The organism is Modestobacter sp. Leaf380, assembly GCF_001424485.1.
In the GTDB taxonomy this organism is placed as follows: Bacteria; Actinomycetota; Actinomycetes; order Mycobacteriales; family Geodermatophilaceae; genus Klenkia.
Window position 1 is genome coordinate 478473 of sequence record NZ_LMQC01000020.1, and the last position, 25231, is coordinate 503703.

At 72.8% G+C, this 25231-nt stretch carries 24 protein-coding genes and 1 riboswitch; of the genes, 12 read left to right on the plus strand and 12 right to left on the minus strand.

The genetic code is table 11. The annotated features are described in order from the left end of the window. Positions 1-160: 160 nt before the first annotated feature. Complete coding sequence (locus tag ASG41_RS17710; RefSeq protein WP_056297971.1) at positions 161-385, plus strand: hypothetical protein; 225 nt, start codon at positions 161-163, stop codon at positions 383-385. 39 nt (positions 386-424) lie between these two features. Here the strand turns inward: ASG41_RS17710 and ASG41_RS17715 are convergent, their stop codons facing one another. Both ASG41_RS17715 and ASG41_RS17720 read right to left on the minus strand, forming a co-directional pair. Beyond that, a complete protein-coding gene (locus tag ASG41_RS17715; RefSeq protein ID WP_056297975.1) occupies positions 425-1408 on the minus strand; it encodes an aldo/keto reductase family protein in 984 nt (327 codons plus the stop codon). A 29-nt stretch (positions 1409-1437) separates the two neighbouring features. After that, on the minus strand, positions 1438-2043 hold the full coding sequence (locus tag ASG41_RS17720; protein WP_056297978.1) for a DUF3043 domain-containing protein: 606 nt from the start codon (positions 2041-2043) through the stop codon (positions 1438-1440). Between the two features lie 175 nt (positions 2044-2218). On the opposite strand from ASG41_RS17720, the gene ASG41_RS17725 reads away from it, so the two are divergent. Further along, on the plus strand, positions 2219-2596 hold the full coding sequence (locus ASG41_RS17725) for an iron-sulfur cluster assembly accessory protein (RefSeq protein WP_056297980.1): 378 nt from the start codon (positions 2219-2221) through the stop codon (positions 2594-2596). A gap of 71 nt (positions 2597-2667) precedes the next feature. On the opposite strand, the gene asnB is transcribed toward ASG41_RS17725, so the two are convergent. The 3 genes from asnB to ASG41_RS17740 form a co-directional block, all read right to left on the minus strand. After that, entirely contained in the window at positions 2668-4602 is a 1935-nt protein-coding gene (asnB, locus tag ASG41_RS17730; protein WP_056297984.1) for an asparagine synthase (glutamine-hydrolyzing), read from the minus strand. Positions 4603-4666: 64 nt separating this feature from the next. After that, positions 4667-5023, minus strand: a complete 357-nt coding sequence (locus tag ASG41_RS17735) for a DUF3817 domain-containing protein (protein WP_056297987.1) — start codon at positions 5021-5023, stop codon at positions 4667-4669. Further along, positions 5013-5372: a hypothetical protein gene (locus ASG41_RS17740; RefSeq protein WP_056297990.1), complete on the minus strand. Its 360-nt coding sequence runs from the start codon at positions 5370-5372 to the stop codon at positions 5013-5015. The genes ASG41_RS17735 and ASG41_RS17740 overlap by 11 nt, the downstream gene beginning before the upstream one ends. A 366-nt stretch (positions 5373-5738) precedes the next feature. Here ASG41_RS17740 and coxB point away from each other — a divergent pair, with 366 nt between their 5' ends. Then, positions 5739-6617, plus strand: a complete 879-nt coding sequence (gene coxB / locus ASG41_RS17745; RefSeq protein WP_082557053.1) for a cytochrome c oxidase subunit II — start codon at positions 5739-5741, stop codon at positions 6615-6617. Positions 6618-6647: 30 nt separating this feature from the next. Further along, positions 6648-7049, plus strand: a complete 402-nt coding sequence (locus ASG41_RS17750) for a cytochrome c oxidase subunit 4 (RefSeq protein ID WP_056297994.1) — start codon at positions 6648-6650, stop codon at positions 7047-7049. Between the two features lie 1406 nt (positions 7050-8455). On the opposite strand, the gene ASG41_RS17755 is transcribed toward ASG41_RS17750, so the two are convergent. Genes ASG41_RS17755 through ASG41_RS17770 form a run of 4 tightly spaced genes read right to left on the minus strand, consistent with a single transcriptional unit; the run spans position 8456 to position 12744 of the window. After that, a complete protein-coding gene (locus tag ASG41_RS17755; protein WP_056297997.1) occupies positions 8456-10141 on the minus strand; it encodes a cytochrome bc complex cytochrome b subunit in 1686 nt (561 codons plus the stop codon). Further along, entirely contained in the window at positions 10141-11256 is a 1116-nt protein-coding gene (locus ASG41_RS17760; RefSeq protein WP_056298000.1) for a ubiquinol-cytochrome c reductase iron-sulfur subunit, read from the minus strand. Before ASG41_RS17760 ends, ASG41_RS17755 begins: the two co-directional genes overlap by 1 nt. Further along, positions 11253-12137, minus strand: a complete 885-nt coding sequence (locus ASG41_RS17765) for a cytochrome c (RefSeq protein ID WP_235564882.1) — start codon at positions 12135-12137, stop codon at positions 11253-11255. Before ASG41_RS17765 ends, ASG41_RS17760 begins: the two co-directional genes overlap by 4 nt. Positions 12138-12144: 7 nt before the next feature. Next, positions 12145-12744: a heme-copper oxidase subunit III gene (locus ASG41_RS17770; protein WP_369800055.1), complete on the minus strand. Its 600-nt coding sequence runs from the start codon at positions 12742-12744 to the stop codon at positions 12145-12147. 231 nt (positions 12745-12975) lie between these two features. Here ASG41_RS17770 and ASG41_RS17775 point away from each other — a divergent pair, with 231 nt between their 5' ends. Then, positions 12976-13389 carry a hypothetical protein gene (locus tag ASG41_RS17775; RefSeq protein WP_082557054.1) on the plus strand — a complete coding sequence of 138 codons (414 nt, stop codon included), beginning with the start codon at positions 12976-12978 and terminating at the stop codon, positions 13387-13389. 4 nt (positions 13390-13393) lie between these two features. Further along, entirely contained in the window at positions 13394-14446 is a 1053-nt protein-coding gene (gene trpD / locus ASG41_RS17780; RefSeq protein WP_056298314.1) for an anthranilate phosphoribosyltransferase, read from the plus strand. Between the two features lie 21 nt (positions 14447-14467). Here trpD and ASG41_RS17785 read toward each other — a convergent pair whose 3' ends face one another. Next, entirely contained in the window at positions 14468-14746 is a 279-nt protein-coding gene (locus tag ASG41_RS17785; RefSeq protein ID WP_056298006.1) for an Lrp/AsnC family transcriptional regulator, read from the minus strand. Further along, entirely contained in the window at positions 14743-16608 is a 1866-nt protein-coding gene (locus ASG41_RS17790) for a DEDD exonuclease domain-containing protein (RefSeq protein WP_056298011.1), read from the minus strand. The genes ASG41_RS17785 and ASG41_RS17790 overlap by 4 nt, the downstream gene beginning before the upstream one ends. Positions 16609-16789: 181 nt before the next feature. Between ASG41_RS17790 and ASG41_RS17795 the strand changes: the two genes are divergently transcribed. The 5 genes from ASG41_RS17795 to ASG41_RS17815 all read left to right on the plus strand — a co-directional run bounded on the left by ASG41_RS17795 (position 16790) and on the right by ASG41_RS17815 (position 22849). Then, positions 16790-18520, plus strand: a complete 1731-nt coding sequence (locus ASG41_RS17795) for a D-alanyl-D-alanine carboxypeptidase family protein (protein WP_157519498.1) — start codon at positions 16790-16792, stop codon at positions 18518-18520. A gap of 89 nt (positions 18521-18609) precedes the next feature. Then, a complete protein-coding gene (locus tag ASG41_RS17800; RefSeq protein WP_056298017.1) occupies positions 18610-18999 on the plus strand; it encodes a hypothetical protein in 390 nt (129 codons plus the stop codon). A 173-nt stretch (positions 19000-19172) separates the two neighbouring features. Further along, positions 19173-19364, plus strand: a riboswitch (cyclic di-AMP (ydaO/yuaA leader). A 16-nt stretch (positions 19365-19380) separates the two neighbouring features. Further along, entirely contained in the window at positions 19381-20439 is a 1059-nt protein-coding gene (locus ASG41_RS17805; protein ID WP_235564883.1) for a C40 family peptidase, read from the plus strand. Between the two features lie 32 nt (positions 20440-20471). Further along, a complete protein-coding gene (locus ASG41_RS17810; RefSeq protein ID WP_056298020.1) occupies positions 20472-21704 on the plus strand; it encodes a M48 family metallopeptidase in 1233 nt (410 codons plus the stop codon). Continuing rightward, complete coding sequence (locus tag ASG41_RS17815) at positions 21692-22849, plus strand: glycosyltransferase family 4 protein (RefSeq protein WP_304438033.1); 1158 nt, start codon at positions 21692-21694, stop codon at positions 22847-22849. Before ASG41_RS17810 ends, ASG41_RS17815 begins: the two co-directional genes overlap by 13 nt. On the opposite strand, the gene ASG41_RS17820 is transcribed toward ASG41_RS17815, so the two are convergent. Further along, positions 22822-24630 (minus strand): long-chain fatty acid--CoA ligase, encoded by a 1809-nt coding sequence (locus ASG41_RS17820; protein WP_056298023.1) that lies wholly within the window; start codon positions 24628-24630, stop codon positions 22822-22824. The genes ASG41_RS17815 and ASG41_RS17820 overlap by 28 nt on opposite strands. A 164-nt stretch (positions 24631-24794) precedes the next feature. On the opposite strand from ASG41_RS17820, the gene ASG41_RS17825 reads away from it, so the two are divergent. After that, on the plus strand, positions 24795-25226 hold the full coding sequence (locus ASG41_RS17825) for an SRPBCC family protein (RefSeq protein WP_056298026.1): 432 nt from the start codon (positions 24795-24797) through the stop codon (positions 25224-25226). The last annotated feature ends 5 nt before the right edge of the window (positions 25227-25231 follow it).

Here is a 25231-nt window from a genome sequence, read left to right on the forward strand (position 1 = left end):
CTCCGGGGCACGGTGGTGGGGCACGGTGGTTCGGGGCGTGGGATGCAGACGAGTCCGTCCCATGCCCGTTGCAGGCCAGGTGCAACCCCCGGTCGGGCGCGCCGCCTGCGCGCCCGTGCGCGGCGGGCCGGGCGGTCGGGCAGTCACTACGCTCCCCGGCATGACCTCGCCCTCGTCCTGGACCTGGCGGCTGCACGACCCGGCGGGGGAGACCCTGGACCCTGCGGCGGTGGGGGTCGTCGTCCCCGTGGAGGACGCCCAGGCCGAGGCGGAGTCCTGGTTGGGCGAGCACTGGCGCGACCTGCTCGAGCGCGGCGTCGCCACGGTGAGCCTGCTCCGCGGCGACGCCGTGGTCTACGGCCCGATGGGCCTGGCCGCCGGCTGACCCGTCCGGGGACGGACCGCCGGCGGCCAGGCCTCCCGGTCAGCCGCGGCTGGTCTTCGCCGGGTCGCGCTCGACGACGTCGCCGAGCACCTCGTCGATCCGGGTCATGACCTCGGCCGGCAGCTCGACGCCGGCGGCCTTGACGTTGTCGTGCACCTGCTCGGGACGTGTCGCGCCGATGATCGCGGCCGCGACGTTCTGGTTCTGCAGCACCCAGGCCAACGAGAACTGGGCCATGGACAGACCGAGCTCGTCGGCGATGGGCCGCAGCTGCTGCACGCGGGTCAGGATGTCGTCGGTGAGGTAGCCCTTCATCGACGCCCCGGCCTGCTCGTGGCCGCCGCGGCTGTCTGCCGGCGGGGCCTGACCGGGCAGGTACTTGCCGGTCAGCACCCCCTGGGCCAGCGGGGACCAGACGATCTGGGAGAGGCCCTCCTGCTCCGACGTCGGGACGACCTCGCTCTCGATGACCCGCCACAGCATCGAGTACTGCGGCTGGTTGCTGATCAGCTGGATGCCCAGCTCGCGGGCCAGCGCCGCACCGGCGGCGATCTCCTCCGCGCGCCACTCGCTGACACCGATGTAGAGGACCTTGCCCGCACGCACCAGGTCGGCGAAGGCGGTCATCGTCTCCTCCAGCGGCACCGTGGAGTCGTACCGGTGCGCCTGGTAGAGGTCGATGTGGTCGGTCTGCAGCCGGTCGAGGGAGGCGTGGCAGCTCTCGATGATGTGCTTGCGGGAGAGGCCGCGGTCGTTGGCACCGGGCCCGGTGGGCCAGTACACCTTGGTGAAGACCTCGAGGCCCTCACGGCGTTGGCCCTTGAGTGCGCGGCCGAGCACGGACTCGGCCTTGGTGCCGGCGTAGACGTCGGCGGTGTCGAAGGTGGTGATGCCGGCGTCGAGGGCGGCGTGCACGCAGGCGTGCGCCGCGTCCTCCTCGACCTGGCTGCCGTGGGTGAGCCAGTTGCCGTACGCGAGCTGGGTGATGTTCAGGCCGGAGCGGCCCAGGCGACGTGTGTCCACGCCACGAACCTAGGCCGGTCGCGGCCGGTCTACACGTCGGCGCCGAGCTCCACCTGCGGCTTGGGGAACCGCCACTTGCGGATCATCGTCGCTCGGCTGACGCCGTACCAGATGAGCCCACGCGTCTTGGTGACGGCGGGGAAGCGCTCCGCGATCTTCTTCTTGATCTTGCGACCCAGGACGACGGAGTCGGCGATGATCAGCAGGAAGAAGGCGAACCAGATGAAGACCGTGTACTGCTGCACGGCGGCGTTGGGGATGAAGTAGCCCACCAGCACCAGGGCGGCGACGATCAGGAAGAGGCTGCCGGCGTTGCGGCGGGCGTCGACGAGGTCGCGCACCAGGCGCTTCTCCGGGCCCCGGTCGCGGGCCGGGAGGGCGCTGTCGTCACCTCGGGCGGCGGCCTCGCGGGCCGACCCGCGGTTGGCGGCCTGCTGCTCGCGCTGCCGCTTGTAGGCCTCCTTGCGCGTGGTCGGCGGCGGCGGGGGCGGGCCCGGACGCCGACCCTGTGCCTCGGCGCGGCGCGGCGTGGGGCGGCCCTTGCCGACCGCGGCCAGCTGCTGGGCGGTCAGGTCGGTGGCGGTGTCCGACGTCGTCTCGTCGTCGCGGCGGCGGCCGGGCAGGCGGAGCTTCACGTGGGGGAGTCTACGTGCCCCCAGGGGGTGTCCCCGTGCACGAGGAGACGCGGCTGACACGGTCCGGCCCGTTCCGCGCCGTACAGTGGGAAGCAGCTCCGCCACGGCGGTGTTGGTCGTGGCAACGGCTGCGACACCCGCGTACCGGACACCCTCGAATGTGGGAGGACAGACCATGACCGTGCAGGACACCACTGTCGACACGACGGCCCCCGCGGCCCCCGCCGCCACCGGCGTGCTCCTCAGCGACACCGCCGCCCTCAAGGTCAAGACGCTGCTGGACCAGGAGGGTCGGGACGACCTGCGCCTGCGCATCGCCGTCCAGCCCGGTGGCTGCTCGGGCCTGCGGTACCAGCTCTTCTTCGACGAGCGCTACCTCGACGGCGACCAGACCCACGAGTTCGGTGGCGTCGAGGTCATCGTGGACAGGATGAGCGGCCCGTACCTCGGCGGCGCGACGATCGACTTCGTCGACACCATCGAGAAGCAGGGCTTCACGATCGACAACCCGAACGCGGGCAGCTCCTGCGCCTGCGGGGACTCGTTCTCCTGATCGCCTGAACGACCGACGAGGCCCGGTCTCCCCACGTGGGGGGACCGGGCCTCGTCGTCTGTCCGGGCTGCCTACAGGCGGACCGGGTACACCGTCTCCGGGACGTCGACCACGATCCGCTCCTCGACGAAGATGCCGTGCCAGACCATGAAGACGAGCACCTCCCACAACTGACGGGCGATCCGCTTGCTCGGGACCTCCGCCGTCCTCAGCGAGGTGAGCATGGCCGCGACCCTAGCGCGGTCCAGCCACTCGTCGGTCTGGCTGTCCGCGATCACCTGGTGGGCCCACTCGTGCAGCGGGCCGGCGAGGAACTCGGCCGTCGGCACCGGGAAGCCCAGCTTGCGGCGGTGCAGGATGGCCGGCGGCACGATCTGCTCCATCGCCCGGCGCAGCGCGTACTTGGTCGCGTCGCCGCCGCGGGGGACCCGCTGGTCCAGCGGGATGGTGCGGGCCACCTCGAACACCTCGGCGTCCAGGAACGGGACCCGCAGCTCCAGGGAGTTGGCCATCGTCATCTTGTCGGCCTTGACCAGGATGTCCCCGCGCAGCCAGGTGAACAGGTCGACGTACTGCATCGCGGTCACGTCGTCGTAGCCGGCGGTGCGGGCCTGTCGGTAGAGGTCCTCGGTGACCTGGACGTGCGAGACGTCGGCGTCGTGCCCGCGCAGCAGGGCCGCGAGCTCGGCGCCGGAGAAGTTGCGCGCGTTGCCGTAGTAGCGCTCCTCCAACGGGATCGAGGCCCGGCGGAGCAGGTCCTTGCCGCGTACGCCGTCGGGCAGGCGGCTCGACAGTGCGGCCATCACCCTCTTGCCGACGGCGGGCACGCGCTGGGCCCAGGCCAGGCTGATCGGTTCGCGGTAGATCGTGTAGCCGCCGAAGAGCTCGTCGGCGCCCTCCCCGGAGAGCACCACCTTGACGTGCTCGCGGGCCTCGCGGGCCACGAAGTACAGCGGCACGAGCGCCGGGTCGGCGACCGGGTCGTCGAGGTACCAGACGACCTCGGGGATGGCGGCGGCGAACTGCTCGGCGGTGATGACGACGGGGACGTGGGCGACACCCAGCTCCGCGGCCGACTGCGCCGCGATGTCCACCTCGGAGGTCGACTCCCGCTCGAAGCCGACGGTGAAGGTCATCAGGTCCGGGTTGTACCGGTGCGCCAGGGCGGCGATCGCCGTGGAGTCGATGCCGCTGGACAGGAAGGACCCGACGGTGACGTCGGCGCGCATGTGCTTGGCGACGGACTCGTCCAGTGCTGCGGCGATCCGGTCGTAGAGCTGTTGCTCCCGGCCGGCGGGCACCGGCTGCGGGGTGAACGTGGGGTGGAACCAGCGCTCGGTGGTGAGCTCGCCGCCGGCGACGGTGAACCGGGTCCCGCTCTCGATCCGGCGGATGCCGCGGTGCAGGGTCGCGGGCTCGGGCACGTACTGCAGCGTCAGGTACTGCTGCAGCGACGCCGGGTCCACGCCGCCGGCGGCCTCGGACCCGCCCAGCAGCTCGAGCACGGCCTTCTTCTCGCTGCTGAAGACCAGTCCGCCGTCGGCGAGACGCGCGGTGAACAGCGGCTTGATGCCGAAGTGGTCCCGGGCGCCGAACGCCGTCCGGGTCTCGGTGTCCCAGATGACGAAGGCGAACATCCCGCGCAACCGGGTGACGACGTCGGGACCCCAGTGGTGGAAGCCGGCCACGATCGCCTCGGTGTCGCCCTCGGTGGCGAACTCCGCCCCCAGCCCCGCGAGCTCGGCCCGAAGCTCCAGGTAGTTGTAGATCTCGCCGTTGAACAGGATCCGGTAGCGGCCACCGGCGTAGGGCAGCGGCTGGGGACTCCCGTCGACGTCGATGATCGACAGCCGGTTGAACCCGAGGACGACGTTGCCGTCCGACCACACCGCGGTGTCGTCGGGGCCGCGGTGGTGCAGGCAGTGCAGCGCGTGCTGCACCCCGCTCACCCGGGGGTCGTCGACCCGCTCGGCGTCGGTGGACAGGTAGGCCAGCAGGCCACACATCAGGCGCAGGTCTCCGGGGGTGTCGGCGGCTCGGCCCCGGACGGGACGAGCGGGTGGTGCGGGATCAGACGGGCAGGCCCGCGCGCACGCGGCGGCTGACCCGGCGCTCGACCCAGAAGGACAGCAGGGGGACGACGCCGGCCAGCAGGACCAGAGCGGTGCCCTTGCCGGTGAACCTGGCCTTGAGGGCGAGGTCGAAGGCGGCGACGAGGTAGACGATGAAGAGGAAGCCGTGGATCGGGGAGACCACAGCGGAGACCTCCGGGACGCCGAACCCGTAGTTCAGCGGCACGCCCACGAAGACCAGGACCGCCAGCATCACGCCGACCACGTAGGCCATGACCGAGTAGCGCCGCAGGCTGCCGGGGATCTTCGCCTCGTCCCGGCGGGGCGCGCGGGGGGCGGTGGTCTCAGCGGACATCTCGGCCTCGCAGTGCCTTCTCGTTGAGCTCGGCCAGGTAGGCGTTGTAGGCAGCCATCTCCGGGTCGCCCGTGGTGTCGATCCGCGGACGCTGGTACAGCACGACCTCGTGGCCGGGCTCGTCGGCGTCGGGGTCCCGGGCCAGCTCGTCCCGGACCATCTTGGAGTAGAACCACAGGCCCATGAAGCCGTAGAGCGGCCACTGCAGCGCGTAGCTCCAGTTGACGGCGCCGCCGCCGTCCTCGGCCTTGGTCAACTGCCAGTAACCGAGGAAGAACGTGGCCACGAAGAGGGCCGCCACCAGCAGGTGGAGCAGCACCCACCTGGGGGTCAGCAGCCGGGGGAGCACCCCTCGACTGTAACCGCCGGGTGGGGCGCGGCGGCAGGGCCGACCGACGTCACACCCGCGGGACGGGCCGGTGGGGGAGCGGCCGTGTCGTGTGCGCGGTTGCCCGACCGCGGTGGGCTGCCCCGTCCCCGGTGTCGCGGTGGTGAGCCCCGTCGCACCCCGTCGGGGTCTCCTCGGCCGGGCCGCGGGTGGTCCCGACACCCGGTGCCCCGGCCACCCGGCCAGGGGTCGCCGCGTCGGTGCACTCGGCTACGCTCCAACCAGACTGTGGTCGGAGTGGGCAGGACCTGTCGGGACACCGAGAGGGCACCCACGAGCCAGACCGCGCGACACACGTCGCGCGGAGGAACAAGGAGGCAGCGGGCAGTGGCTCGACGGAGCAAGCTCGCGCGGGTCGCCGCGCTCGGCGTCCTGGCCGTGCTCACCCTCACGGGGTGCGACCTGAACAACGAGTTCTGGCGGTTCGGGTGGCCTGAGGGCATCACGGACCAGGCGCAGGACATGCGGCAGTTGTGGACCGGGTCGGTCATCGCGGCCCTGGTCGTCGGCATCGCCGTGTGGGCGCTGATCTTCTGGTCGGTCGTGCGGCACAAGAAGCGTGGCGAGGAACTGCCCAAGCAGACCGCCTACAACCTGCCGCTGGAGATCGTCTACACGATCATCCCGTTCGTCATCATCGCGGTGCTCTTCTTCTACACCGTGGTCGTGCAGAACCGGGTCCAGGAGCGCAGTGACAACCCGGACGTGACGATCGCGGTCAACGCGTTCAAGTGGAACTGGCAGTTCGTCTACCCCGAGACGACCGACTCCAACGGCGGGACGCCGGTGAGCACCGTCGGGTCGAGCACCGAGATCCCGATCCTGGTGGTCCCGACCGACCAGACCGTCCGCTTCGAGGTCGCCTCCGCCGACGTCATCCACTCGTTCTGGGTGCCGGAGTTCCTCTTCAAGCTCGACGTCATCCCGGGCAACGAGAACGGGCGCGACAACGTCTTCGAGGTGACCGTCCGCGAGGAGGGTGCCTTCGTGGGCCGCTGCGCCGAGCTGTGCGGGACCTACCACGCGAACATGAACTTCGAGGTCCGCGCCGTCTCCGGCGAGGACTACGACGCCTACCTCGCCGCGCGGGAAGACGGTCTGTCGACCTTCGACGCGCTGGAGAGCATCGGCCAGCCCGGCTCGGCCACCACGACGCGTCCCTTCAACATCAGCGAGCAGCAGCAGCTCGACGCTGCCGGCAACTGACGTGACGACCCACCAGCAGGAGGACCGGCCGTGAAGGTCGAAGCGCTCATCTTCAACGTCATCGCCGCGTTCTGCGTCGTGGCCGCCGTCGTCTACGGCGTGTGGTCGCGTGAGCCGATCGGCACCACGGCGCTGGCCCTGTCCGCCGGCCTCATGGGCCTCATCGGCGGTTTCTTCTGGTTCGTGGCGCGGCGCATCGACGCCCGCCCCGAGGACCGCAAGGACGCCGAGATCGCCGACGGCGCCGGCGAGCTGGGCTTCTTCTCCCCGGGCAGCTACTGGCCGTTCGGCCTGGCCCTCTCGGCCGCGCTGATGGGTCTGGCCCTGGCGTTCTTCTACCCCTGGTTGATCGTCACGGCGGGTGTCTTCCTGTTGATCACCATCGGTGGCCTGCTCTTCGAGTACTACACCGGGCAGAACGCGCACAGCTGAGCTCGAGCTCCGCGCTCTACCGAAGGCCCCTCCCGCTGTGGGAGGGGCCTTCGTGCGTTCCTGGGCCAGTTGGTGGTCGTGGACGCGTCGCCAGCATCTGTGGGCCCCTCCGCGCGTCGGGGTGGGCGAGGCTGATCGCGCCTGATCGCCGGACGTGTTGCGTCAGGCTCTCGCTTCGCGCTGCTCGGCGCCGCTCGTCGGGTGGACGCTGCACCGAGCTCGGCCCACTGCCCCGACGCGATGGACGTCAGCGGTTCCCGGACTGACCTCGCCCCGTCCTCGGCCGCTCGGTCGGGTGACAGCAGCGAGCGGCGGGGCCGGGTGGCCGGACGGGCGCCCGCAGACGGACGGGGTGGGCCGCTCGGGCCATGGAGGACCGCCACGTGCGGAGCCCCATGCCCAGACGGACTCCCCCAGCGACTGGACGGGCCTGGACCTCGCGGCTCCGACCGCGACCGTCGACGTCGCCCTCGTCGTCTGGACGGGGCGTCCTCAGGGAGTGCTGAGGACGCAGTCAGCCTGCGGAATGCGTCCCAGGCACGCCACGAGTCCTGGCCAGTGCACCTCTGGTGGCGCCGACCAGCTCCCTGAGGGCTGACAGGCCGGTACCTCGCGAGGGGCGCACGGCGCGGTGGTGCGCCTGCCCGCCTTGCACGTCGATGCCCGCATCGCCCGGGGGGACGGTCAGTCGGTCACCGGAGACGGCCGCTGGTGGCTGTGGCGGCTCGACTGACACGGAACGACGCGACGTGGCGTCGAATCGCGGGGGAGTGAGTCGGCCAGCGCGAGCAGGACCACGGCGGGAACACAGCTGCGTGCCCACAGGGCCACGGCGGTGGGGGGATCTGACGTGGGGTGGGCCGGCGCCCCCGCGGACAGGGCAGCCGTGCCTGGTCAGGCTCGGTGCTGGCAGAGGGAGGGCGCGAGCAACGGCAGCGGCGTGAGCAGAGCAGGCGTGAGGCGGAGCTGCGGCTCGCGCAGAGGCTGTGGTGTGAGCGGAGTCCGGTCACGGGCGAGAGGCTGGAGCGTGAGCTCGCACGGGCGTGAGCAGAGGCGCGGCATGGGCCAGGGCGATGACGCGATCTGGACCCCGAGGCGACCGGGACCCCCGACGTGAGCAGGGCGCGACGCGAGCCAGGCCCGATGTGGGCATGGCCCGACGCGTGCGAGCCTCACGCGAGCAGGACCCGACGCGAGCCAGCCCGTTGCGAGCAGGGGTCTCAGTGCGAGCAAGGGGGCTCAGCGCGAGCAAGGGGGCTCAGCGCGAGCAAGGTCCAACCCGAGCAGGGCCGGACGCGAGCTGGGCCTCGATGCGAGCCTGGCCGGACGCGAGCTGGGCCCCGACGCGAGCAGGGCCCCGACGGTCAGACCGTCGGGGCCCTGCTGGTGGTGCGGGTCGTGCTCGATCAGTCGCGCGGGTCCTGCGGTCGACCGCCGTCGGACGGGCGGCCGCCCTCGGAGGGACGACCCGAGCCGGTGAGCTGCTGCCGCTCGGCCTCGGCGGCCTCCAGGCCACGCTGCTCCTGGCGACTGCCGATGTGCACGTCGGAGATCCGCTCGACGGGCTTGAAGAAGCCCTTGACCGCCCGCCGCGCACCGCCGACCTGGTTCATCCGCTTCGGCACCGGAGCTCCGCCGTAGGTCAGCTGGCCGTGGCCGTGCTCGTCGACCGGGCCGAGGGGCTGGTGCACCTCGATGAACTCACCGCTGGGCAGCCGGCGGATGACACCGGTCTCGATGCCGTGCTCCAGGACCTCACGGTCGTGGCGCTGCAGACCCAGGCAGATCCGGTAGGTCGCCATGTAGGCGATCGGGGGCAGGACGATCATCCCGATCCGCCCGACCCAGGTCATGGCGTTGAGGCTGATGTCGAACTTGTCGGCGATCAGGTCGTTGCCACCGGACATCATGAGCACGCCGTAGAAGGTGAGTGCCATGACGCCGACCGAGGTGCGCACCGGGACGTCGCGGGGACGCTGCAGCAGGTGGTGCGACGCGGTGTCCTTGGTGAGCTTGCGCTCGATGTTCGGGTAGAGCGCCAGCACGGTGAACATCGCACCGGCGACGACGACCGTGGGCCAGAACAGCGCCGGGATCGTGTAGTCGCCGGGGAGGTTGATGTCCCAGGCCGGGAACAGACGCGTCGAGCCGTCCAGGAAGCCGATGTACCAGTCCGGCTGCGAACCGGCCGACACCTGCGCCGGGTTGTACGGACCCCACAGCCAGATCGGGTTGATCTGGACGAGGCCACCGAGGGCGGCGGTCAGGCCGAAGACGATGAAGAACAGCGCCGTCGCCTTGCCCGCGAAGGCCGGGAAGAGACGGTTGCCGACCACGTTGTGCTCGGTCCGGCCCGGGCCGGGGAACTGGGTGTGCTTCTGCTTGATCAGCAGGAGCAGGTGGACGGCGATCAGCGCCAGGATGATCGCCGGCAGGATCAGCACGTGGACGATGTAGAAGCGTCCGATGATCGCGTCGCCGACGTAGTCACCGTCGAAGACCGCCCAGTGCGCCCAGGTGCCGATGACCGGGATGGACAGCAGGATCGCCGAGATGATACGCAGGCCGGTGCCCGACAGCAGGTCGTCGGGCATCGAGTAGCCCGTGACGCCCATGAGCAGCGCCAGCACCAGCAGGACGACACCGATGATCCAGTTCGTCTCACGCGGCTTGCGGAACGCGCCGGTGAAGAAGATGCGCAGCAGGTGGACGACGATCGAGGCCACGAACAGCAGGGCCGCCCAGTGGTGGATCTGCCGGATCAGCAGACCGCCCCGGACGTCGAAGCTCAGCGCCAGGGTCGACTCGTACGCCTGGGACATCTCGACGCCGCGCAGCGGGGCGTAAGCGCCCTCGTAGACGGTCTCCGCCATCGAGGCGTCGAAGAAGAACGTCAGGTACGTGCCCGAGAGCAGCAGGATGACGAAGGAGTAGAGGGCGATCTCCCCGAGCAGGAAGGACCAGTGGTCGGGGAAGACCTTGTTGAGGGTGCGGCGCAGTGGACCGGCGACGATGAGTCGCTCGTCGATCTCGCTGGCTGCCTTGCCGATCTTCGTGGTGGGTTGTCCCGGCGCGACCGCGGTTGTTGCCATCAGATCCGCTCTCGGTTCCAGTAGGTGGGGCCGACCGCTTCAATGTAGTCGCTCCGCGCGACGAAGTACCCCTCGTCATCCAGCGTAATCGGCAGTTCCGGCAGAGAGCGGGACGCGGGACCGAAGACCGGCTTGGCGCCCTGCGTGACGTCGAACTGCGACTGGTGGCACGGGCAGAGGATGCGGCTGGTCTCCTGTTCGTACAGCGACACCGGGCAACCGGCGTGCGTGCAGATCTTGGAGTAGGCGACGTAGTCGCCGTAGCCGAAGTCGGCCTGGCCCTCGCGGGGCTGCAGGTCGGCCATCTGCTCGGGGCGCAGGCGGATCAGCATGGTGGCGGCGTCGGCGGCGAAGTTGCCCCCCTCGACGGCCGGGAAGACCGTCTCCAGGGAGCCGGGCTCCTGGTCGCCGGGCCGGATCGGGGTGCCGTCGTCGCGGACCAGGCGGATGCCCTCGGCCCACGGGGTGGTGCCCAGCGGGTTGCCCTTGTTCGGGTTCTTGATCAGACCGCCCAGCGGGGCGATGAGCATGAGGCCCATGGCGCCGCCGGCGAAGCCCAGGCTGCGCCCGATCATCTTGCGGCGGGGGAAGCCGGTCTTGTCCAGCCCGCCCATCAGAGTCGCCGCCGTGGTCGAACGGTCGAACTGCGAGCCGTCGTGCTTGTCCTGCACGGCCGTCTCGTGGGGGAGGAGCTTCTTGACGAAGAGCACCAGGCCCACGCCGATGAAGACCAGCGCGCCGCCCATCGTCAGGCCCAGCAGCGGCGTGTAGAGCGCGCTCCAGCCGTTGTCGGTGGACGCCCACTGCCAGTTCGGCAGGAACCAGTCGGAGCCGAAGTACACGACCGCGAAGAGGACCGCGAACAGGCCGGCAGCGCCGAAGGCCAGGGAGACCTGGCGCTCGGCCTGCTTCTCCAGGCCGGAGCCCGGGGCCGGCGGCGGGTCGACGTGGAGGATCTCCACGCCGTCGTAGCGCGCCCCGAGCCGGTTGAGCTCTTCCGCGTCCATCCCCGCGAGCTGCTGGGGGGTGTAGTCGTCGTCCGGGCCGCCGTGCAGTGGGCCGGGGGTGTCGTCGCCGCCGTGCGAGCCGGGGCTGCGGTGGTCGGTGGTGCTCACGCCTTGGTCCCCATCCAGAAGATCCCGAACAGCAGGGCGCCGATGCCGACGAGCCAGATGACCAGGCCCTCGGCGACCGGGCCGGCGCGGCCGATGCCCAGGCCACCCGGGTCGGCCTGCTCCTTGAGCGTCTGCACGTAGTCGATGATCGAGCGCTTCTCCTCGGGTGTGAGCTGGTTGTCCCCGAAGACCGGCATGTTCTCCGGCCCGGACAGCATCGCCGAGTAGATCTCGAGGTCGTTCGCGTCCTCGAGGCTGGGGGCGGCCTTGCCCGAGGACAGCGCCCCGCCCTCGCCGACGAAGTTGTGGCAGGAGGCGCAGTTGAGCCGGAACAGCTCGCCGCCCTCGGCGACGTCGCCCTCACGCAGGTCGCCCGAGGGCAGCGTGGGACCGCCGCCGTTGGCCTGCACGTAGGCCATCAGCTGGTCGATCTCCGCGTCGGAGAAGACAGCGGGCTTGCGGGCCGCGTCGGCTTCTTGACGGACGAGCGGCATGCGGCCGGTGTGCACCTGGAAGTAGACGGAGGCCTCGCCCACCCCGATCAGGGAGGGGCCGCGGTCGTCGACGCCCTGCAGGTTGCTGCCGTGGCAGGTGATGCAGGAACGCTCGTACAGGGCCTGACCGGCCTCTTCGGCGGAGGACTGGCTGGCGACCGCGTCGTCGGCGGCGTTGGCCGGCGCGACAGCGGAGTAGCCCACGCCGGTCAGCACCAGAGCGGCCATGAGGCCGGCGACGTTGGTCATCCGCCGACGCTGCTTGGAGCGCTTGCGGGCGCGGGCGGCATCGGCGGGGGCACCGGTGGAGCGGCGCAGGCGGGACAGCAGCCCGCCGGCGGGAGCCGACTCGGTGGGCACGTCGGGGGTGGGGTTCGTGGTGGACACCGGTTCCCTAGCGGATCAGGTAGATCGTGGCGAAGAGCCCGACCCACACGACGTCGACGAAGTGCCAGTAGTAGGAGACCACGATCGCCGAGGTCGCCTGTGCTGGCGTGAATCGGCCCATGGTGGACCGGATGAGCACGAACACGAAGGCCACGAGGCCGCCGATGACGTGCAGGGCGTGGAAGCCGGTGGTCAGGAAGAAGACCGAGCCGTAGGTCGACGAGGAGATCGTCGTGCCGTGCTCGGTCACGAGCACGCGGTACTCGTTGGCCTGGCCCAGGACGAAGACCAGGCCCATCACGAAGGTGACCGTGAACCAGCGGCGGAGCCCGTAGACGTTGCCGTTCTCCGCGGCGAAGACGCCCAGCTGGCAGGTCACCGAGGAGGCGACCAGGATCAGCGTGAAGACCAGCGCGTAGGGCACGTCGAGCTCGGTCGGCGCCGGTGGCCAGGGGTCACCTGCCCGGGCGCGCGCGGTGAAGTACATGGCGAACAGTCCGGCGAAGAACATCAGCTCGCTGGCGAGCCAGATGATCGTGCCGACGCTGACCATGTTCGGTCGGGTCAGGGAGTGCACCCGCGAGGTGTCGAAGGTGCTGCTCGCCACGGGGGCCGTTGTCACAGGCTCATCATGGCATCGGTGCAGCCGGTGGACGACCGGGGGTGCACCCGCGTGGCGAACCCGGGAGGTGCCTGTGGGTCCGCTGCCGACGAAGCCGCTGACCAGGCCGGTGCCGGTCGGGACGGGTGGTGCGCGAGGGGCCCCGGGAACCGGTCCTCACGCGCACGGGGGCGCGGGTGAGGAGTGGGTGTGGCCGAGGGCACTAGGGTCGCGGTCGTGAGTCCTGCCGCCGCACCGGCCACCGTGCTGGTCTTCAGCCAGCGCGCCGACGTGCGTGACGCCGTCCGCACTGCCGTGGGCCGGTTCCCGGCCGTCGACGTCGGGCCCGTCGAGTACCTGGAGTGCACCACCGGCGCCGAGGTCGTCGCCGCGGTCGACTCGGGACGGGTGGACCTCTGCGTCCTCGACGGTGAGGCACAGCCCACCGGTGGCATGGGCATCGCGCGCCAGCTGAAGGACGAGGTCGCCGAGTGCCCACCGGTGGTCGTCCTCATCGCACGTCAGGCCGACCGGTGGCTCGCCCACTGGTCGATGGCCGAGGCCACGTTGGCCCACCCGGTCGACCCGCTCGTGGCTCCCGACGTCGTCGCCGGGCTGTTGCGTGCCCGTCGCCCGGCCGTCCACGGCTGAACCGGTGACCACACCCACCCCGACCTGGTCGGGGCTGCTGACGCGCCTGTTGCGGCGCGAGGACCTGGCCCAGGCCGACACCGCCTGGGCGATGGGCGAGATCATGGCCGGCGCCGCGACACCGGCGCAGGTGGCCGGCTTCGTGGTGGCCCTGCGCGCCAAGGGCGAGGCGCCCGACGAGGTCGCCGGGATGGCCGCCACGATGCTCGACCAGGCCGTGGCGGTGGACCTCCCCCTGGCGTGCGTCGACATCGTCGGCACCGGTGGCGACGGCATGCACACGGTGAACATCTCGACGATGGCCGCGCTCGTGACAGCCGCGGTGGGCGTGCCGGTCGCCAAGCACGGCAACCGGGCGGCGTCGTCGTCCTCGGGGTCGGCCGACGTGCTCGAGGCGCTCGGTGTCGCGATCGACCTGCCGGCGGCCGGGGTCGCGCGCTGCGTCACCGAGGCCGGCATCGGGTTCTTCTTCGCCTCGGTCTTCCACCAGGGGATGCGCCATGCCGCCGCTCCGCGCCGCGAGCTGGGCATCGGCACCGTCTTCAACTTCCTGGGTCCGCTCACCAACCCGGCCCGGCCGGTGGCCGCGGCGATCGGTTGCGCCGACGCCCGGATGGCCCCGGTCCTGGCCGCGGTGCTGGCGGGTCGGGGCAACCGTGCGCTCGTCTTCCGCGGGGACGACGGCCTCGACGAGCTCACCACCGCCACCACGTCGGCGGTCTGGGTCGTCCGGGACGGCGAGGTCGTGCCCGACCGGGTCGACCCGCTCGCCCTGGGCATCGCCGACCCCGGACCCAATGCCCTGCGCGGTGGCGACCCGGCCTACAACGCCGACGTCGTGCGCCGGTTGGTCGGCGGGGAGACCGGCCCGGTGCGGGACGCGGTCCTGCTCAACGCAGCGGCGGCGTTGACCGCCTTCGACGAGCGGGGTGGCCGCCTGCACGACCAGCTGGCCGAGGGGCTGGGACGGGCCGCCGCCGCCGTGGACGACGGGCGGGCCGCGGCGGTGCTCGAGCGGTGGTCCCGGGTCAGCCAGCAGGTACGCGCAGGCTCCTGAGGCGCTGCCCCCGGCGGCGCCTCAGTCCAGGCCGAGGGAGAACGCCGACTCCAGGTCGTGCTGGGAGTAGGCGCGGAAGGCGATGTGGGTCGCGGTGTCGACGACGCCGGGGACCTTGTTGATCCGCCCGGCGACGACGTCGGCGATCTGGTCAAACTCGCGGACCCGGACCAGGGCGACCAGGTCGACGTCGCCGGCGACGGAGTAGACCTCGCTGACCCCGTCGAGGTCGGCGATGGCCTGGGCGACCTCGCCGATCGAGTCGGTCGCGGCGTCGATCATGACGATGGCGGTGATCACACCCGGGAGGCTAGCGCCGCCCGCGTCCGTCGGCCGTCCGCGCGTCCGCGGGTCGGGCGGACGCGGTCGGGCTGGGAGCTGGTGCGCAGGGACCGCGAGTCCCCGAAGGGGTCCCGGGCGTCCCGGCCGGCCTCCACGAGGTCCAGGAAGCCGCTGAACGCCCCCGTGCCGGGGACCGGGCTGGCCAGGGTGCCGGTGACGTCGACGAGCCGGGTGCCGGGCTTCTCCATCCAGCGCAGCACCAGCTCCGTCTCGTCCACGGTGGCGGCCAGCTCGTCCTCGGGCCCTGTCGGCGTCTCCGCGGTGGCCCGCAGCCCCTCCAGGTGGGCCCGCACGGAGGTGCCCCGCTCCGCGACCCCGGCGGCGACGAGGCGGCCCCGGCGGACCACCGACAGGGCCCAGCCGCCGGCCCCGTCGGGTCGGGCCAGGGTCAGCTCGGACACCGCGGCCAGCAGCTCCAGCCGCTGCCGGCGGCGGACGGCGCGGACCAGGACCGCGACCCGGTCGCGGAGCACGGCCGCGTCCTCGAACCGGCCCTCGGTGGCCAGCCGGTTGACGCGGGCCAGCAGCGGTGCGCACAGCTCCCGGGGGTCGGTGGAGACGGCCGCGGCGAAGACGGCGGCGACGGAGGCGTACTCCTCCCGGGACTGGGCGCCGGTGCACGGGGCCCCGCACCGGCCCATGTCGGCCAGGGCGCACGCGGTGCCGGTCCCGCTGGGGGACAGTCGGCCGCTGCACTGGCGCAGCGGGAGGGACTCGTGCACCGCGGCCACCGCGGCGTCGGCCGCCCGCCGGTCGGGGAAGGGGCCCAGGAAGACCCCGGCGCCGGGCCGCACGCGACGGACCACCGAGAGGCGCGGGAACGGCTCCTGGGTCAACCGCACCCACAGCGCCCGCTCGGGGAACCGGCTGCGCTTGTTGTACCGGGGCTTGTGCTCGGCGATCAGCCGCAGCTCGCGGACGGCGGCCTCCAGGTCGTGCGCGCAGGGCAGCGCCTCCACCCGCTGGGCAAGCGTCACCATCTCGGTCATCCGGCTGCGCTGCTCACCGGCGGAGAAGTAGCTGCGCACCCGGGACCGCAGGTCCGTCGACGTCCCCACGTAGAGGGGCTCGTCGCGGGGCCCGCGGAAGACGTAGACGCCGGGGCCGTGCGGCACGTGTGCCGCCAGGTGCCGCTTCTTGCGTCGGGCCGGGTCGACCTGCCGGGTCAGCCCGGTGAGCTCCTCCAGCGAGGTCACGCCGAGGGGGCCGAGGCGTTCGAAGAGGCCGTGCAGGACGTCGACGGTGGCCCGGGCGTCGTCCAGGGCGCGGTGGGTCGGGGTCGTCCGGGCGGAGAAGAAGGGCGCCAGCGTGCCCAGCTTGCAGTTGGGCACCTCGTCGCGGGTGAGCAGCCGCCGGGCCAGCACCGCGGTGTCCACCGAGGCGAAGGCGGGCCAGGACAGCCCGGTCGACGCGCACGCGGCCGTCAGGAAGCCCAGGTCGAAGGGCGCGTTGTGCGCGACCAGGACGGTGCCGCGGGTGAACTCCAGGAAGTGCGGCAGCACCGAGTCGATGCGCGGTGCGGCGGCGACCATCATCGAGGTGATCCCGGTGAGCACGCTGATGTAGGGCGGGATCTCCACGCCCGGGTCGACCAGCGTCTGGAACTCCCCGACGACCTGGCCGGCCCGCACCTTGACCGCGCCGATCTCGGTGATCGCGCAGTCGGTCGGGGAGCCGCCGGTGGTCTCCAGGTCGACCACGACGAACGTGACGTCGGCCAGCGGGGTGCCCAGGTCGTCGATGGTGACCTGCTCGTAGCGGCCCGCGGTGGGCGGCACACGCAGGTCCAGCGAGAGGCGGGGCGCAGGGGTGGCGGGCACGTCGCGGAAGGTAGGCAGGGGGTCCGACAGTCCTGCGGAGGACGCGCCGCGCGCACTCGAACACACGTGCGGGTGAGGGCTCCCCGGGCCGGCTGGCGTGGGCTGCATCACCGGGGCACCCTCTGCTCGTTGTGCAGTGCGCCCGACACCGACGTCGGGCGCTGGACGGGAGGTGGACCCGGTGCGACGGCGCTCGCTGGGCCCGGTGCTGGCCGCCCTCGTCGTCCCCGCCGTGCTGGTGGGCACGCTGTCCGCAGGGACCGTTCCGGCGGTCGCGGCCCCCAGCTCGCAGCCGGGCGGCACCACGGGGGTGCTGGACAGCGCTGAGCTGAGTGCCCTGCAGGAGCAGGCCGCGCAGGTGCAGACCGACCTCCAGGACCGGCAGGCCGCCGTCACCGCCGCACAGCAGCAGCTCGACGCCGCGCAGGCCGAGGCGGACGCCGCCACGCAGGCGGTGGCCGATGCCGCGGACGCGCTGGGCCGGGAGCGGCTGGCGGTGGGGGAGTACGCCTCGGCCGTCTACCGCGACGGGGGTGCCCCCACGCCGCTCGGGCTGCTCCTCGGCGGGGCCGACCCGGGCGACGTGGTGTCCGCGATGGGCTACCTGGACGTGGTGGACGCCCGTACCGCCGAGGTGCTCGCCGGTGCCGAGAGCCGGCGGCAGGGGGCGCTGGCCCGTCAGGCCGCTGCCGACCAGGCGTTGGCCGGCAGTCGGGCACAGGCGGACCTGGTGGCGGCGGAGAGCGGTCGGCTGGAGGCCGCCGCCGCGGCGGTGACCACGGAGCTGGACCGGGCGCTGGGGGTCGTGGACCGCCAGCTCGCGCAGCTGCAGGCCGAGCAGCTGGACGTCAACGCCGCCACCGCCGCGAACTGGCGCGCCTACGTGGACCAGCTCGCGGCAGCGGGCGTGGCACTGCCGCCGGCCACCGCGTTGCGTGACCCGGTCGCCGGGCTGCCCGCGGGGTTGGTCCCGGTCGGCGGGGTCACCGGGGCCGCCCAGGCCGGGGCGGCCCAGTTGCCGCGCCAGCCCAGCTCGCTGCTGGTGCTGCCCGCCGAGACGGTGGCCGCGGTCAGTGCCGCGATGGCCGACCTGGGGCTGCCCTACGTGCCGGGGACGGCGGGTCCGGAGTCCTTCGACTGCGGATCGCTGGTCCAGACGGCCTACGGCGCGGCCGGGGTGGTCCTGCCCGGCACCCAGGGCGAGCTGTTCGCGTCCACTGCCCCGGTCGAGCCGGCCGACGTGCTGCCCGGTGACCTGGTCTTCCTGGGGACGCCGGAGTCCGGGCTGGGCCACGTGGGCCTGGCCCTGGACCGCCAGACGATGCTGGCCGCGGACGGCCGGGCGGGCGCGGTCGTCGTCCGCACGCTGCCGGCGGACCAGGTGCTGGGCATCGGGCGGCCCAGCCTGGCCACCCGGGACGCCGTGGACGTGCCGGGACCCACGGCTGGTGCGCTCCCGGTCGAGTGCGGCAACCCGGTGTACCCGGCCAGCTACGACGGCAGCCGGTCCTGGGGCGGGTACCCCAACGGGCTGATCCCGCCCTCGGCCATGTGCCCGCTCGGGGTGGGCGGCCACACGCTGCGGTGCGACGCCGCCGCGGCCTGGCGCGCGCTGTCGGCAGCCTTCGCCGGGCAGTTCGGCGCCCCCCTGTGCATCACCGACTCCTACCGCAGCTACGCCGGCCAGGTGACCCTCTACGGCCAGAAGCCCGCGCTGGCGGCGGTGCCCGGCACCAGCAACCACGGGTGGGGCCTGGCGGTGGACCTGTGCGGGGGCGTGGAGTCCTTCGGGACGACGCAGTACGTGTGGATGGCCGCCAACGCCGGCCGCTTCGGCTTCGTGCACCCGACCTGGGCAGACCAGGGCAACGGGCGCGAGGAGCCGTGGCACTGGGAGTACGCGGCCACCTGACCGTTCGCGCCACCGGAATTGTCGGTGGTGCGTCCTAGCGTCCGCGGCGACGGACCGACCGGTCCGGCGACCGTTGCCAGGAGGCTCCCGTGCTCATCGACTGCGACACCTGCACCGTCCGCGGCCAGGGGTGTGACGACTGCGTCGTCACCGTCCTGCTCGGGGCCCCGCCGGGGTGGCGGGGGAGCGACCCGACCGTGGTCCCGATGACGCGGCGGCCCACGCTGGCAGACCGCCTGGGCGACCGTCGGGGCGCTGTGGGGGCCGCGCCCGACGAGGTGGTCGCGGGGCTGGGCGCCGCGCTGGTCTCCGGTCCCGCCGGGAGCGGTCCCGACACGCCCGGGGTGCAGGGTGACCGGGCTCGCGGGGTGGTCGTCGAGCTGGACGACGTGGAGCGTCGGGCCGTCCGGGCGTTGGCAGAGGTTGGCCTGGTCCCGCCGCTGCGGCACCAACCCCCGACGAGCCGCGAGGTGGGCTGAGAGCCAGCCGGGGCCGCGTGCGTCGGATCTGGCAGGACCTGTCGACCGACGGGTGTCCCTCTTGGCACATGGTCGACCCGATCGGGCCCGATGTGACTCGTTGTCTCGGTCCGGTCACGCCCGTACGGTGTCCTTCGTCCGGTCGGGCACACGTCACCTCATCGGGTGACCTCGGCCGGTCACCGCCGAACTGCTCGTCCCCCGGGGCGGGCGGACCGGGGACCCACCGCAGTCCTGGGGTGAGTTCTCGCGCGGGCCACCTCGGTGACCCGCACGCGCCGATCCCGGTCGGAGCGCAGAGATAGGGCGTCGTCTTCCACGCCCGAACCCGTCAGCTAACTCGGTAGGCGGTCAGACGTGGAAGAAGGAGCTCGCGCGCCCGTGGCGTCCCCCAGCCCTGCCCTCGGACGAGACCGGTCCACCCCCTCCCGCCACCTCGGCCGCGGGCTGCTGATCGGCGCGGCGGCGAGCCTGGTGCTCACCGCCCTCCCCGGCACCGCGACGGCCGCACCGGATGCGGCCCCGACCGGGGCCACCCAGGCCACCACGCCGGAGCAGGCCACCGAGCTGGTGACCGAGGCCAACCACCAGCTCGAGGTCGTGACCGAGCAGGTGAACGAAGCGCGGGTCCAGCTCGCCGACCAGCAGGCCGCGGCGGCCACCGCCGACCAGGCCGTCGCCGACGCCGCCACGCAGCTGGCGAGCCTGTCCGCGCAGATGGACCAGGTCGCCCGCAGCGCGTACACCACGAACCCCTCCAGCTTCAGCGCGCTGATGACCAGCTCCTCCCCGGAGGACTTCCTGGCCCAGGTCAGCACCCTGGACGTCATCGCCGGGCACACCAACGACCTGGTCGACCGGGTGGCCCAGGCCGCCCAGACCGCCGCCGACGCGCAGTCCGCCGCGGACACCGCAGCCGCGACCGCGCAGCAGGGCCTGGACGCGGTCACCGCGCAGCAGACCCAGCTCCAGGAGAAGATCGCCACCTACCAGGCCCAGTACGAGGCCCTCACCGCCAGCCAGCAGCAGCAGGTCGTCACCGCGCACAGCGGTGCCGAGGTCACCGCCCCCACCACGGTGGCGGCTGACAGCGAGCTGGCCCAGGCCATCGTGGACACCGCGATGGCCCAGCGTGGGGACTCCTACGTCTGGGGAGCCGGCGGGCCGGACAGCTTCGACTGCTCCGGGCTCACCGCATACGCCTACGCGGCCGCCGGCGTCTCGCTGCCGCACTCCAGTGCGTCGCAGGCCCGGATGGGCAACGCCGTCTCCCGCGGGGACCTGCAGCCCGGTGACCTCGTGTACTTCTACAGCCCGGTCAGCCACATCGGCATCTACATCGGCAACGGGATGATGGTCCACGCGCCCACGTCCGGTGACGTCGTGAAGGTCTCCAGCGTGGACATGTCCGGCTACGCGGGCGCGCGCCGGCTCGTCTGAGCCGCACAGCCGCGGCGGCTACTGTCCCGGCCGTGAGTCCCCGTCGCCTCGCGCTGGGAACGGCGCTCGTGCTCGGTGCGGCCCTGGTCGTCGTGCTGTGGCTGCGCATCCCGTGGGAGGCCACCCCGACGGTCACGGACCCCACGGCCGGGTTGACCGCCGACCAGGTCTCCCGGGCCGACGCGTTCGCCGGTGCCCTGCGCCCGGCATCCCTGGCCAACACGGCCCTGTCACTGCTGGTGGCCGGGGTGCTGGGCCTGACCCGCGCGGGGTCCCGGCTGGTCACCGCCGCTGCCCGGCCGCTGGGCGGCGGCTGGGCGTGGCAGGTGCTGCTGGGCACGGTCGCGCTGTCGGTCGTGGCCCGGCTGGTGACGCTGCCGTTGGCCGGGTACGGCGAGGTGGTCCGGCACCGGTACGGGCTGTCCACCCGCAGCTGGGCGCTGTGGGCCCGGGACGTCGCGGTCGACACCGCGATCACGGCCGCGCTGACCGCGCTGGGCCTGCTGCTGCTGGTCTGGCTGGCGCGCCGGGCGCCGCGGACCTGGTGGGCGTGGGCCGGGGCCGGCGCCGCCGGGCTGGTCGTCGTCGGGTCGTTCCTCTACCCGGTGGTCATCGAACCCGCGTTCAACTCCTTCACCAGCCTCCCCGAGGGACAGCTGCGCACCGACCTGCTGGAACTGGCGCAGGAGTCCGGGGACCCGGTGCAGGACGTGCTGGTCGCCGATGCCAGCCGGCGGACCACGGCCCTCAACGCCTACGTCTCCGGCTTCGGCTCCAGCCGCCGGGTCGTCGTCTACGACACCCTGCTCCAGCTGCCCGACGCCGAGATCGAGTCGATCGCCGCCCACGAGCTCGGCCACGTGGCCACCGACGACGTGCTGACCGGCACCCTGGTGGGCGCGCTCGGCGCGGGCGCCGGGGTCGCCCTGCTGGGCTGGGTGCTGGGCTCCACCCCGCTGCTGCGCCGTGCCGGGGCCGACGCCCCCGGCGACCCCCGGGTGGTGCCGCTGGTGCTCTTCGCCATCGCCGTCGGCACGCTGGTGTCCACGCCGGTGCAGAACGGGGTGTCCCGGCAGCTCGAGGCGCGCGCCGACCAGCACGCCCTGGACCTCACCGACGACCCCGACGCCTTCGCCGACGTCATGCGCCGGCTGGCCGTGGCCAACCTCAACCAGCCCGACCCGCCCGCGGCCTGGCAGTGGTTCTTCGGCTCGCACCCCACCACCGCCCAGCGGGTGGCCGCCGCCGCGGAGTGGGACCGCTGACCCGGGTCCTGGTCGTCACCAACGACTTCCCGCCCCGGCAGGGCGGGATCCAGACGTTCGTGGCGGCCCTGCTGGACCGTGTCCCCGCGGCCGACCTCGCCGTGCTGGCCTCCACGTCATCGGGCGCCGCCGAGCACGACGCCACGCTGCCCTACCGCGTGGTCCGCGCTCGCACCTCGATGCTGCTGCCGACCCCTGGTACAGCCCGTGCCGCCCGGGAGCTGGCCCTCGACCACGGGGCGCAGACCGTCGTCTTCGGTGCCGCGGCGCCGCTGGGGTTGCTGGCGCCGGGGCTGCGCCGGGCCGGGGTCACGCACAGCATCGGCATCACGCACGGCCACGAGACCGGCTGGGTCGCCGTCCCCGGTGGACGGCAGCTGATGCAGCGGATCGCGAGCGGGCTCGACGTCGTCACCTACATCTCCCGCTACACCCACGACCGGCTGGCGCCCGCGCTGGCGTCCCGCACCGCGATGACCCAGCTGTCGCCCGGGGTGGACGTCGACCGCTTCCACCCCGGCGTCGACGGCTCCGAGGTGCGCGCCGAGCACGGCCTGGGCGAGGCCCCCGTGGTGGTCTGCGTGTCCCGGCTGGTGCCCCGCAAGGGCCAGGACGTCCTGCTGGCCGGCTGGCCGCAGGTGCTCGCCCGGCACCCCGGGGCCCGGCTGCTGCTGGTCGGCAGCGGCCCCCTGGAGGGGGAGCTGCGGCGCCGGGTCGCCGCCGACGCCGGCCTGCAGCGGTCCGTGGTGCTCACCGGTGGTGTGGACCCGTCCCGGCTGCCCGCCCACTACGCGGCCGGGGACGTCTTCGCGATGCCCTGCCGCACCCGCCGGGCCGGCCTGGACGTCGAGGGCCTGGGCATGGTGTTCCTGGAGGCCGCCGCCTGCGCCCGACCGGTGGTCGCCGGCACCTCCGGGGGAGCGCCCGAGGCCGTGCGGGACGGCGTCTCCGGGCACGTGGTCGACCCCCGCTCACCCGGTCAGGTGGCCGCCACGATCGCCGACCTGCTCGACGACCCGGTCCGGTCGCGCGCGATGGGCGCGGCCGGCCGGGCGTGGGTCGAGCAGCGCTGGTCCTGGACGACGATCGCCGCCGGGTTCCAGGGCCTGCTGGCGGGTCAGCGCGAGGCGGACGAGGACGCGTAGAGGGCCTCGACCTCGCCCGCGTACTCCTTCATCACCACGTTGCGCTTGAGCTTCAGGCTCGGGGTCAGCGTCCCGTTGTCCTCGGTGAAGTCGACGTCGAGCACCCGGAACTTGCGGATGGACTCGGCGTGGGACACGGCCTTGTTGGCCCGGGTCACCGCGGCGTCGAGCTCGGCCAGGACGTCGGGGTCGTCGCGCAGCTGGGCGGCGGTGAGCGAGGCGTCCTTGCCGTGCGACTTCAGCCAGGCCGGCAGGGCGTCGGCGTCCAGGGTGATGAGGGCGGCGATGAACGGCTTCTGGTCGCCGACCACGATGCACTGGCTGACCAGGGCGTGGGCGCGGACGGAGTCCTCGAGGACCGCGGGGGCGACGTTCTTGCCGCCGGCGGTCACCAGGATCTCCTTCTTGCGCCCGGTGATCTTCAGGAAGCCCTGGCTGTCGAGCTCGCCGATGTCCCCGGTGTGGAACCAGCCCTCGGCGTCGATGGCCTCGGCGGTGGCCTTCTCGTTCTGCCAGTAGCCGCGCATGACGATCCCGCCGCGCAGCAGCACCTCGCCGTCCTCGGCGATGGCGGCGTCGGTGCCGGGCAGCGGCCGACCGACGGTGCCCATCTTGAAGGCGGCGTCGTGGTTGACCGCGGCGGCGGCGGTGGTCTCGGTCAGGCCGTAGCCCTCGTAGACGGTGACGCCGATGCCGCGGAAGAAGTGGCCCAGCCGCTCGCCGAGCGGGGCTCCGCCGGAGATGGCGGCCACGCAGCGTCCGCCCAGGGCGGCGCGGAGCTTGCCGTAGACGAGCTTGTCGAACACCGCGTGCTGGAGCTTGAGCCCGAGCGAGGGGCCACCGGTGTCCTGCGCCCGGGACCAGGCGACGGCCACGGCGGCGGCCTTGTCGAAGACCTTGCCCTTCCCGCCCTCGTCGGCGGTGGCCTTGGCGGAGTTGTAGACCTTCTCGAACACCCGGGGGACGGCCAGGACGAAGGTGGGCTGGAACCGGCCGAGGTCGCCCACCAGGTCCTTGATGTCGGGGGTGTGCCCCAGGACGGTGCGGGTCTTGATCGCACCGACCTGCAGGACCCGGGCCAGCACGTGCGCCAGCGGGATGAACAGCAGCATGGAGCCGTCCCGGTTGAGGAACTTCTCCAGCAGGGTCATGCCGTTGCCGATCTCGAACAGGAAGTTCGCGTGCGTCAGCTCGCAGCCCTTGGGGCGCCCGGTCGTGCCGCTGGTGTAGATCAGCGTGGCCAGGCTGTCGGGGGTCAGGGTGGCGCGGCGGGCGGCGAGCTCGCTGTCGGGCACCTCGTCGCCGGCGGCGGACAGCGTGCCCAGGGCGTCCTCGTCGATGACCCAGACCGGGCCCAGGTCGGGGGCCTGGTCGCGCACCGAGTCGACGGCGGCGGCGTGGTCGGCGGACTCCACGACGATCGCCCGGGCACCGGAGTCGGCCAGGATCCAGGCGATCTGGTCCGAGGACGAGGTCTCGTACACCGGGACGACGACGGCGCCGGCGGTCCAGATGGCGAAGTCGAGGACGGTCCACTCGTAGCGGGTCTTGGCCAGCAGCCCGACCCGGTCACCGGCCTGGACGCCGCCGGCGACGAGCCCCTTGGCGACGGCGCGGACCTGCTCGGCGAACTCGGCGTGCGTGACGTCGACCCACCGCTCGCCCTCCTGGCGACGCAGACCCACCTCCGCGCCGTGCTCGGCGGCGTTGTGGGCCACCATGTCGGGCAGTGCCTCGTCGGGGCCCACGGTGTGGGTGGGGGGAACGCTCAGCTCGCGCACGCCGGTCCTCTCCTCCCCGCGCGGGGTGTGGCGGCTCCGTCGCTGCCGACCCGTGGGACGCGGGATCTGACCACCCAATCTAGTGGTCGGCGGCCACCGGTGGGTGCGGCCCCCTCCCGGGCTCGGACGGACCGCCCCGACGCCGGGCGACTACCCTCCCGCGCATGGCCGACCAGTCCACCCAGTCGATCGTCATCGACGCCCCCGCGTCCGACGTCATGGCCGTGATCGCCGACTTCCCGGCCTACCCGCAGTGGGTCTCGGCGGCCAAACAGGTCGACGTCGTCGCCCCCGGCGCGGGTGGTCGCGCCGAGCAGGTGCACTTCGTGCTCGACGCCGGTGCCGTGAAGGACGACTACGTGCTCGCCTACACCTGGGAGGGCGACCGCCGGGTCAGCTGGACCCTGGTGCAGGGCCAGATGCAGAAGCGGCAGGACGGCAGCTACACCCTCGTCGAGCGCGAGGGCCGCACCGAGGTCACCTACGCCATCACCATCGACCTCTCCATCCCGATGATCGGGATGATCAAGCGCAAGGCCGAGAAGGTCATCCTCGACACCGCGCTCAAGGAGCTCAAGAAGCGCGTCGAGGCCTGACCCGG